At 70.0% G+C, this 8,733-nt stretch carries 9 protein-coding genes; 8 read left to right on the top strand and 1 reads right to left on the bottom strand.

Going from position 1 to position 8,733, the window contains the following annotated elements; all coding sequences use genetic code 11:
• Positions 1 to 105: 105 nt before the first annotated feature.
• Entirely contained in the window at positions 106 to 246 is a 141-nt protein-coding gene (locus DCI01S_RS17360) for a hypothetical protein (RefSeq protein ID WP_007633571.1), read from the top strand.
• 368 nt (positions 247 to 614) lie between these two features.
• On the opposite strand, the gene DCI01S_RS15360 is transcribed toward DCI01S_RS17360, so the two are convergent.
• A complete protein-coding gene (locus DCI01S_RS15360) occupies positions 615 to 1,127 on the bottom strand; it encodes a helix-turn-helix transcriptional regulator (protein ID WP_232303144.1) in 513 nt (170 codons plus the stop codon).
• 85 nt (positions 1,128 to 1,212) lie between these two features.
• Between DCI01S_RS15360 and DCI01S_RS15355 the strand changes: the two genes are divergently transcribed.
• From DCI01S_RS15355 to DCI01S_RS15325, 7 genes are all read left to right on the top strand, one after another.
• Positions 1,213 to 2,223: an arsenic resistance protein gene (locus DCI01S_RS15355; protein WP_061230031.1), complete on the top strand. Its 1,011-nt coding sequence runs from the start codon at positions 1,213 to 1,215 to the stop codon at positions 2,221 to 2,223.
• 106 nt (positions 2,224 to 2,329) lie between these two features.
• A complete protein-coding gene (locus DCI01S_RS15350; RefSeq protein ID WP_061230030.1) occupies positions 2,330 to 3,823 on the top strand; it encodes an MDR family MFS transporter in 1,494 nt (497 codons plus the stop codon).
• Positions 3,824 to 3,853: 30 nt separating this feature from the next.
• Positions 3,854 to 4,987: a sterol desaturase family protein gene (locus DCI01S_RS15345; protein ID WP_061230029.1), complete on the top strand. Its 1,134-nt coding sequence runs from the start codon at positions 3,854 to 3,856 to the stop codon at positions 4,985 to 4,987.
• A gap of 250 nt (positions 4,988 to 5,237) precedes the next feature.
• Positions 5,238 to 5,636 (top strand): GntR family transcriptional regulator, encoded by a 399-nt coding sequence (locus tag DCI01S_RS15340; RefSeq protein ID WP_061230028.1) that lies wholly within the window; start codon positions 5,238 to 5,240, stop codon positions 5,634 to 5,636.
• The gene (locus tag DCI01S_RS15335) at positions 5,629 to 6,342 is read left to right on the top strand and encodes an ABC transporter ATP-binding protein (RefSeq protein WP_244881764.1); all 714 of its coding nucleotides are present in this window, start codon (positions 5,629 to 5,631) and stop codon (positions 6,340 to 6,342) included. The genes DCI01S_RS15340 and DCI01S_RS15335 overlap by 8 nt, the downstream gene beginning before the upstream one ends.
• Positions 6,339 to 7,220, top strand: coding sequence for a hypothetical protein (locus DCI01S_RS15330; RefSeq protein ID WP_061230026.1), 882 nt, complete (start codon positions 6,339 to 6,341; stop codon positions 7,218 to 7,220). Before DCI01S_RS15335 ends, DCI01S_RS15330 begins: the two co-directional genes overlap by 4 nt.
• A 289-nt stretch (positions 7,221 to 7,509) precedes the next feature.
• Positions 7,510 to 8,391, top strand: coding sequence for a Bax inhibitor-1/YccA family membrane protein (locus DCI01S_RS15325; RefSeq protein WP_061230025.1), 882 nt, complete (start codon positions 7,510 to 7,512; stop codon positions 8,389 to 8,391).
• The last annotated feature ends 342 nt before the right edge of the window (positions 8,392 to 8,733 follow it).

Raw genomic sequence — 8,733 nt, 5'->3', positions numbered from 1 at the left:
GTCTCCCTCCGGGGCTCCGCGAGTCCTGTTCCCGCACTCGCGCGTCCGCCCACACATCTGATATCCCGGAAGGGTAGATCAGTCCCGATCCCCAGGAGAGAGATCATGATCCCCACGGGCTCGCTCGAGAATCCGCTGCGCTTCATCTTCGGCCCAGGGCCGGGGGAGGCGGCCTGCATGGCCCTGACCCCGGAGTGCATGGGCTGGCTGCCCTACCTCGCGGCGAGGTTCGGCATCGGGTCCTGACGGGGCCTGCCGATCGGGTCCTGACGGGGCCTATTTTTTGGTGTAGTCACTGCGATTCGGCGGGAACTTTCTCGCAGTAGCTACACCAGAGTTCGAGGCGGGGCCGCGGGCGGGCATTCCGGCATCACACCACCGCCCGGATGCGCTGCCGCATCGGCCTGCGCTGCGAGAATGGTCCATCCCGCCAGCGTGAGCCCGGTCGAAACGTGCAGAAAGGCAGCGTAGGGCAGAGGGGCAGCGTATCCGGCAGCACTCGTGCTGGCTCTCTGCAGAGATCGCCCGCCCGGGCGAGAGCCGCGCCCGGAGTTCAGGCCTCCCGCACCCCCTAAGACGGTACGACGACGCTGGTCAGCGGCGCAATCTCTTGATCAGGACGCGCGGTGTAGCGCTTCGGACACCCCGAGTTCGCGGAATCGGCCCGGGGTCAGGCCGGTGGTCCGGCGGAACGCCGCTCCGAACGCGCTGGCGGAGCTGTACCCGACCCGCGCGGCCACCACGTCCACAGTCATCCCGCGGCCCATGAGCAGCGCGGCCTGCTGAGCGCGGAAGGCCGCCTGCCAGGCGCCGAAGCTCAACCCCGTGTCCGCGCGAAAGGCCCCGGTGATGGTCCGTTCGCTCACGCCCAGCCGCGCCGCCCACTCCGTCAGCGAGCGCGGGTCGCCCGGGCTGGCCTCGAGTGCGGTGACGATCGGCCGGAGGAGCTCCGAACCCGGACGCTGCACGAGCAGAGCGTGCGGGGACGGCTCGAGTAGGTCGAACACCATCTGCTCGGTGAGCTCGCGCGAGCGGGCCTCGAGCGACTGGTCGACCAGTCGCTCGAGGAGCAGGGGTGTCATCTCCACCGACCCCGCCTCGCACACCGGCAGCGTCCGCGTCTCCACGGGCTCCAGGGTAGACCTGTTGCCGGGCGGGTCCGGCGGTCGGACGCGCTGGACGGACCCGCGGCTGCGCGGCGAGGGGAGGGCCATGCGCTCGAGCGTGGAGTGGATGGAGCGCCACCAGGTGGCGCTGTACCTCGCGGGCCTCGTGGCCGGTGGGGTCGTCGGACTCCTCGTTCCCGCGGTGGCCGGCCCGGCGGAGTTCGCGATCCAGCCGGTGCTCGCGCTGCTGCTGTACGCGACGTTCCTCGGGATCCCGTTCGGCGACGTCGGCCGGGCCCTGCGCGACCGCCGCTTCCTCGCGACCATCGGCGTGGTCAACTTCGTCGTGGTCCCGCCGATCGTCTGGCTGCTCTCGCGCGTCGTCGCGCACGACCGCGTGCTGCTCGTGGGCGTGCTGTTCGTCCTGCTCACGCCGTGCATCGACTACGTCCTCGTGTTCTCCGGCCTCGCCGGGGCCGACACGCGGCGGCTGCTGGCGGCCACGCCGCTGCTCATGCTCGCCCAGATGGTGCTGCTGCCGCTGTACCTGTGGGCGTTCCTCGGCGCCGAGTTCGTCGACGCAGTGGACCCCGGCCCGTTCGTCGAGGCGTTCCTCCTCCTCATCTCGCTGCCGTTGGCCGCCGCGGCGCTCACCCAGCGCGCGGCCCCCGGTCGCGCTGCCGGCCCGGTCGGCGCCGCCGGTCCCGTCGCCCGGGCCGCCGGCGCGGTCGAGCGGGGAGCGGTCTCCGCAATGGTCCCGCTCATGGTCGCCACCCTCGCCCTGGTCGTGGCCTCCCAGATCGCCGCGGTCAGCGAGCAGCTCGGCACGCTGACGCTGGTCGTGCCGGTGTACGCGGTGTACGTGGCCGTCATCGTGCCCGTGGGCGTGCTCGCCGGGCGGCTGGCCGGACTCGATGTGCCCGGCAGGCGGGCGATCGCGTTCAGCGGAGCTACCCGCAACTCGTTGGTGGTCCTCCCGCTCGTGCTGGCACTGCCGGCGGAGTTCGAGATGGCGCCCCTCGTCGTCGTCACCCAGACCCTCGTCGAGCTCGTCGCCATGGTTCTCCTGGTCCGCCTGGTCCCGCGGCTCGTCCCGGAGGTATTTCGCATCACGTGAGGCGGCGCGCCGGACGAACGTTTAAGTACAGTGCGAAGGTTCCCGTGCGCGGCCTCCCGGCGCCGGATTCTGCTCTTTTCTCACACCGCAATCCCAGAGGACGACCGTGACGTCTGAAGTCTCCGCCAACCCCAACGCCGCCGCGCCGGCCGCCGCAGAGGCCTCGCCGCCGCTGCCCGCCGCGACCGTGCGCCTCATCGCCCTGCTCGTCGGCGCCGCGTTCGTGGTGATCCTCAACGAGACCATCATGTCCGTGGCGCTGCCCGAGCTCATGGTCGAGTTCGCGGTGACCGCCGCGACCGCGCAGTGGCTCACCACCGCCTTCATGCTCACGATGGCCGTGGTCATCCCGTTCACCGGGTGGCTGCTCGTCCGATTGCCGCTGCGGATCGTGTTCGTCATAGCGATGAGCACGTTCACCGGCGGGACGCTGTTCGCCTCGTTGGCCGTGGTGTTCCCGATGCTGGTCGCCGGCCGGGTCGTGCAGGCCGTCGGCACCGCGATCATGATCCCGTTGCTCATGACGACCGTCCTCAACGTGGTGCCGGCCGACCGTCGCGGCCGCACGATGGGAGTCATCTCCATCGTGATCGCTGTCGCGCCCGCGATCGGTCCCACGGTGGGCGGTCTCGTCCTCGAGGTCCTGAGCTGGCGGTGGATGTTCTGGTCGGTCCTGCCCATCGGGATCGTGGCGCTCGTCGCCGGCGCAGTGCTCATCCGCAACGTCACCGAGCCGCGCCCCATCCCGCTCGACGTCCTCTCCGGCGTGCTCTCCGCCATCGGCTTCGCCGGACTCATCTTCGGTCTCAGCTCGATCGGCGAGGCCGCCAGCGGCAATGCCCTCATCTCGCCGTGGATCCCCGTCGGGATCGGCGCGGTCGCCCTGGCGGTATTCGTGTGGCGTCAGCTCGCGCTCAAGGACTTCGCACTGCTCGACGTGCGGGCCTTCCGGTTCCCCACCTTCACCGTGAGCCTCGTGCTCATGCTCGTCTCGATGATGTCACTGTTCGGCACCCTCATCCTGCTGCCGATGTACATGCAGCAGGTGCTGGGCACCAGCACCCTGAACTCCGGGCTCGCCCTCCTGCCCGGCGGCCTGATCATGGGTGTCCTCGGCTGGTTCGTCGGTCGCGCGTTCGACCGGATCGGCCCGCGCCCCCTCATCATCCCCGGCTCCATCCTGGCTTCCGCCGGCCTGTGGGGCATGTTCACGACCTTCTCCGACGACAGTTCGTTGGCCCTCGTCATGACGTGGCACATCGTCCTCAGCGTGGGACTGGCGTTCCTGTTCTCGCCGCTCATGACCTCCGCGCTCGGGTCGCTGCCGCCGCACCTGTACTCGCACGGTTCCGCACTGCTCAACACCCTGCAGCAGGTAGCGGCAGCCGCCGGGACCGCGCTCTTCATCACCGTCATGACGCTGGGGATCGTGTCCGGTGCCGAATCCGGACTGGGGGACGCCGCCGCGCAGATGACCGGCGTGCACAACGCGCTGCTGCTCGGCGCGGTCATCTCACTGATCCCGGTCATCGGTGTGTTCTTCGTCCGGAACAGCGCCCAGACCGAGGGCCCCGCGACGGCGCCCGCGTCCGCGCACTGACACGTATGAGCTGCGTCATATGATGACGCCATGAAGGTCGATCTGACGGTCCTGGCGATCCCGGCGTTCGTGGCGTCGATGGCGGCCGAGTACGCCTGGCAGAAGCGCAACCCGGCGCCCGACCGGCGGGCCGGCGACTACGAGTTCGCCGACACCATGGCCAGCCTGTCGATGGGCGTCGGGAGTCTGATCGCGCCGTACATCACCGACAGGCTCCTGGCGCCGCTCACCCCGCGGACCGGCCGCTATGCCAAGGCGCTGATGGGCTTCTCCCTGGCCTCGGCCGCCGTGGCCACCGCCGGGGACCTGATCCGCCGCCACCGCGGGTCTGGTCTGCCCGAGGCGGGGACCTTGTCGTCGTCATCATCGTCGTCGGCACTGCCCGACGGCGAGGGCGGGGCAACACCCGAGCGCGACGCCGCGATCCCGCCCGCACTGCGCCGGATCACCGGCTGGTCGGCGGTGTCCGCCGTCGCGTCCACGGTGGTCATGGTGTCGACGCTGTGGAGCGCCCAGACCGCCAGCTCGGTCCTGTTCCGCCGGTCCCCGCTGGACCTGGGCTCGGGACCGCTCGCGTACGCGGTGGGCATCCTCGGGTGGGACTTCCTCTACTACTGGAACCACCGCTTCGACCACGAGAGCCGCTGGCTGTGGGCCATGCACGTCGTCCACCACTCCAGCGAGCGGTACAACCTCTCGACCGCCCTGCGCCAGCCGGTGGCCGAGGCGTTGACCATCTACGTCCCATACGGGTTGCTGTCGCTGCTGGGCGTGCGGCCGGCGATCGTGCAGGACGCCCGCGCGGTGAACCTCATCTACCAGTTCTGGGTCCACACCGAGGCCATCCGGACCATCGGACCGCTGGAGAAGGTGTTCAACTCGCCTTCGCACCACCGCGTGCACCACGGCAGCAACCGCCGCTACCTCGACCGCAACCACGGCAGCATCCTCATCATCTGGGACCGACTGTTCGGCACCTACGAGCCGGAGGGCGAGGACGTGGTCTACGGGCTCACCACCAACATCAACACCTTCAACCCGCTGCGCATCGCCACGCACGAGTGGCTCGCGATCTCCCGTGACGTCTTCCGCTCGGAGACGTGGAGCGACCGCGTGGGGTATCTCGTGCGCGGGCCGGGTTGGGCCGGGGCGCGGCAGAGCTAGCTAGGCGGCGGGCGGCCGGGTCGACGGCCGACCTCCGGGGTCGAGGCCTACCGCGAGATCATCGCGGCAGCCTTCGTCGAAGGGTGCCCTGACGCAGGTCTGACAGGCCAGCAGCCGTGCGGGCGGTCGCGCTCCTCGTCGTCGTCACCTCGGTTCTCTCCCACCGCGACCCACGCTGGGCGTTGACAACGCCCTCCGTCGGTGTCACTGTATTAATCACCTAATACAGCAACACGGAAGCGGGGCGACGATGCAGTTCGACACCTCGTCCCCGATCTGGATGCAGCTCGTCGAGGAGTTCTCGCGACGCATCGTGACCGGGGACTGGGCGGCGGGCACCAAGATGCCCGGCGTCCGCGAGTTGGCGGCCGACCTGGGCGTCAACCCCAACACCGCCCAGCGCGCCCTCGCCGAACTCGAACGCCTCGACCTGTGCCGATCCGAACGGGCCACCGGGCGCTTCGTGACCAGCGACGAGGAGCGCATCGACGAGGTCCGCGCCGACCTCGCCACCGACGCCGCCGACTCCTACGTCCGACGCGTCCGCGGCCTGGGCATGACGCGCGACAGGGCCAGAGCACTGCTCGAGAAGAGATGGGACAGCAATGACGACCACGCCCCTACCGATGCAGACACCGGAGATGCCTGAGATGAACGAGCCCACAACACTTGTCGAGGTCTCCGGCCTGACCATGCGGTACGGGCCCGTCACCGCCCTCGACGGCCTCGACCTCACCCTCACCTCCGGGCGGATCGTGGGCCTGCTCGGCGAGAACGGCTGCGGGAAGACCACCCTGCTCAAGATCCTCGCCGGCGTCATGAGCGGCTACACCGGCGACGTCCGCATCGCCGGTCACGCGCCGGGCCCGGAGTCCAAGGCGCGCGTGTCCTTCCTGCCCGACACCAGCTTCCTGCCCGACCGCGCGCGGGTGAGCTACTGCCTCGACCTGTACGCGGACTTCTTCGCCGACTTCCGCCCCGAGAAGGCCCGCGACCTCATCGGTTTCTTCGGACTGAGCGAGTCAGCGCGGCTCAAGGAGATGTCCAAGGGCATGCGCGAGAAGGTCCAGATCGCACTGGCCATGTCGCGCGACGCGAGCGTCTACCTGCTCGACGAGCCGATCTCCGGCGTGGACCCGGCCGCGCGGCAGCTGATCGTGGACGGCATCGTGCGCACCCTCTCCGAGGACTCGCTGCTGCTCATCGCCACCCACCTCGTGCACGACCTCGAACCCGTCCTCGACGCGGTGGTGATGATGCGCCACGGCCGCGTCGTCCTCTCCGGCGACGCCGACGACCTCCGCGGCGGCCGGGGTGCCAGCCTCGACCAGATCTTCAAGGAGACGTACCGATGACCGCGACCACCGCGACCCCCTCACCGTCGACCGGGGCCCCGAGAAGGGCGACGACGACGAGACTCCTCACGCACGAATGGCTGCGCACGCGCGGCACGCTCGGGACCCTCTTCGGCCTGCTCGCCCTGATCGGGGCGCTAAGCAGCCTGCTCGGGGCCGCCGGCTGGCCGGTGCTGTCCGAGCTCGGGCTGGCCGCGGGCATGCTCGCCGCGGTGATCGCCGTCCCGGCCGTCCAGCTGACCCTCGCCGCCGACTACTGGCGCTCGAGCTACGGCCGGATCGGGTACTTCACGCACTCCCTGCCGGTCCGCGGTTCCCGCATCTACTGGGCCAAGCTGGCCTGGGCGATGCTCGCGTCCCTGGCGGCGATCGTCCTCACCGTGGTGCTCGCGCTGCTCGCGTGGTGGTCGAACGCCCAGCGCTCGGGCGGATCGTCGCCGTCGTGGTCGGTACTCACCGCCGCGTGGACCACCGTCACCGACGTCACGCCGGGGTGGATGGTCGCGGCCGGCATCGCGCTGGCGTTCGGCTCGGTCCTGGTGTGGCCGGTGCAGTACTACTTCTCGATCTCGATCGGGCACGAGCGACGGTTGTCCGGGCTCGGGGCGGGTGGACCGATCGTCGTGTTCGTCCTGGTCTACCTCGCCACGCAGGCGTTGTCCCTGCTCGGGATGCTGCTGATCCCGATCGGGGTGGGGGAGACCGACGTCGAGACGCTGGGCCTCGTCCGTTTCGATCTGCTCTCCGAGTTGGCCGCCGGCTCCTCCGCGAGCAACGCCGTGATGCCGATCGGCTTCGTGATCGCGCTCGTCGCCCTGGCGGTGTTCTGCCTCTGGCGCACGGCGCGGTCCTGGAACCACAGGGTGGCGCTGGGCTGAGCCCCCGGTCGAGTAACTCCTACACGATCCGAGGGGAGGACCGGGCGTTCAGCTTCGTCACCACCACGGCGGACCTCCGCCGCTTCCTGACCAGGAACGGGGTGGGCCGGCCATGAGCCGGACCGGCCGGCCCGTGACCGGCGCTCCACCCCAGGACCGCCGTCCAAAACCGTTTCCGCCGGGAACACTCAGGCGACCTCGCGCGTTGTAGGGGTACGAGTGATTCGTCGGTGAGCCGGCGGGGACTCTCGACCAACGACCTTCCCCGACAATTTCCGAAGGGACCTCGATGCGCAGCAGCAGCAATCCGGTCTTCAGTTCCCTGTCCACAGACAGCGCCCGCGGCGCCACCCAGTTCGGCGCCGCCGGACGCGGGGCGTTCCAGCAGGGGCAGTACGGCCAGCCGGGCTACGGCGCCCAGGCCGGCTACGGCGCCCAGGCCGGCTACGGTGCTCAGGCCGGCTACGGTGCCCCGCAGGCCGCCGCCGACACCCGGCCCATGACCATCGACGACGTCGTCGCGAAGACGGGTATCACCCTCGGCGTGATCGGCGTCGTGGGCCTCATCGCCTACTTCCTGTCCGTCGACATGGGGCTCGCGATGCCGCTCCTGCTCGTCGGCGGCATCGGCGGGTTGATCACCGTTCTCGTGGCCACCTTCGGCCGCAAGATGGACTCCGCGCCCGTCACCCTGACCTACGCCGCGTTCGAGGGACTGTTCATCGGCGCGGTCTCCCACATCTTCACCTTCAACATCGCCGGTGCCGACGCCGCTGCGGTGATCGGCCAGGCGATCCTCGGCACCTTCGGCGTCTTCGCCGGCATGCTGTTCGTCTACAAGACCGGCGCCGTGCGCGTGACCCCCAAGTTCACCCGGTTCATGACCGCCGCCCTCATCGGCGTGCTCGTCCTGATGGTGGGCAATCTGTTCGGTGCGCTGCTGTTCGGCTTCAACCCGCTGCGTGACGGCGGCGTCATGGCCATCATCTTCTCGCTGGTCTGCATCGGCCTGGCCGCGTTCAGCTTCCTGCTGGACTTCGACAACGCCGACCGCCTCGTGCGCGCCGGTGCCCCGGCCAAGATGGCGTGGGGCGTCGCTCTCGGCCTCGCCGTGACCCTGGTGTGGCTGTACGTCGAAATCCTGCGGCTGATGAGCTACTTCCGCGAGTGATCCGGCTCTGACGCGGAACCGACCCGCGAGCCGCGACGGCCCCGGCGCCCCTGAGAAGGGGGCCGGGGCCGTCGCCATTCCCGCGTCGGAGCACATCATGAAGGTCGCCCAGTGGTGCCGGCCACTGTCCGCGTAGTCCGCGCGGTGCTCCATCCCGGCGTCGGTCAACCCGTTCGAGAACGGCCTGGTAGCTCCGTGCGCGCCCTGGACGGGCCGTCCATCGGGGGACTGCGGCGGCCCTGCCGACGAGAAGAGCGTTCCGCCCATGCCCCTCTCGGGAAACGTGGGCGGAACGCTCTTCGCGATGGCGGGTCACATGTCGCCCGCCGCGCCGGGGATCAG

Origin of the sequence: Dietzia cinnamea NBRC 102147 (genome assembly GCF_001571065.1) — a bacterium.
GTDB classification, from domain to species: domain Bacteria; phylum Actinomycetota; class Actinomycetes; order Mycobacteriales; family Mycobacteriaceae; genus Dietzia; species Dietzia cinnamea.
The sequence above is the reverse complement of the archived record's forward strand: the minus strand, read 5'-3'. Positions and strand labels throughout refer to the sequence as shown.

Coding starts and splice junctions, on each gene's coding strand:
- DCI01S_RS17360 (WP_007633571.1), top strand. CDS start 106: ATGATCCCCACGGGCTCGCTCGAGAATCCGCTGCGCTTCATCTTCGGC.
- DCI01S_RS15355 (WP_061230031.1), top strand. CDS start 1,213: ATGCGCTCGAGCGTGGAGTGGATGGAGCGCCACCAGGTGGCGCTGTAC.
- DCI01S_RS15345 (WP_061230029.1), top strand. CDS start 3,854: ATGAAGGTCGATCTGACGGTCCTGGCGATCCCGGCGTTCGTGGCGTCG.
- DCI01S_RS15340 (WP_061230028.1), top strand. CDS start 5,238: ATGCAGTTCGACACCTCGTCCCCGATCTGGATGCAGCTCGTCGAGGAG.
- DCI01S_RS15335 (WP_244881764.1), top strand. CDS start 5,629: ATGCCTGAGATGAACGAGCCCACAACACTTGTCGAGGTCTCCGGCCTG.
- DCI01S_RS15330 (WP_061230026.1), top strand. CDS start 6,339: ATGACCGCGACCACCGCGACCCCCTCACCGTCGACCGGGGCCCCGAGA.
- DCI01S_RS15325 (WP_061230025.1), top strand. CDS start 7,510: ATGCGCAGCAGCAGCAATCCGGTCTTCAGTTCCCTGTCCACAGACAGC.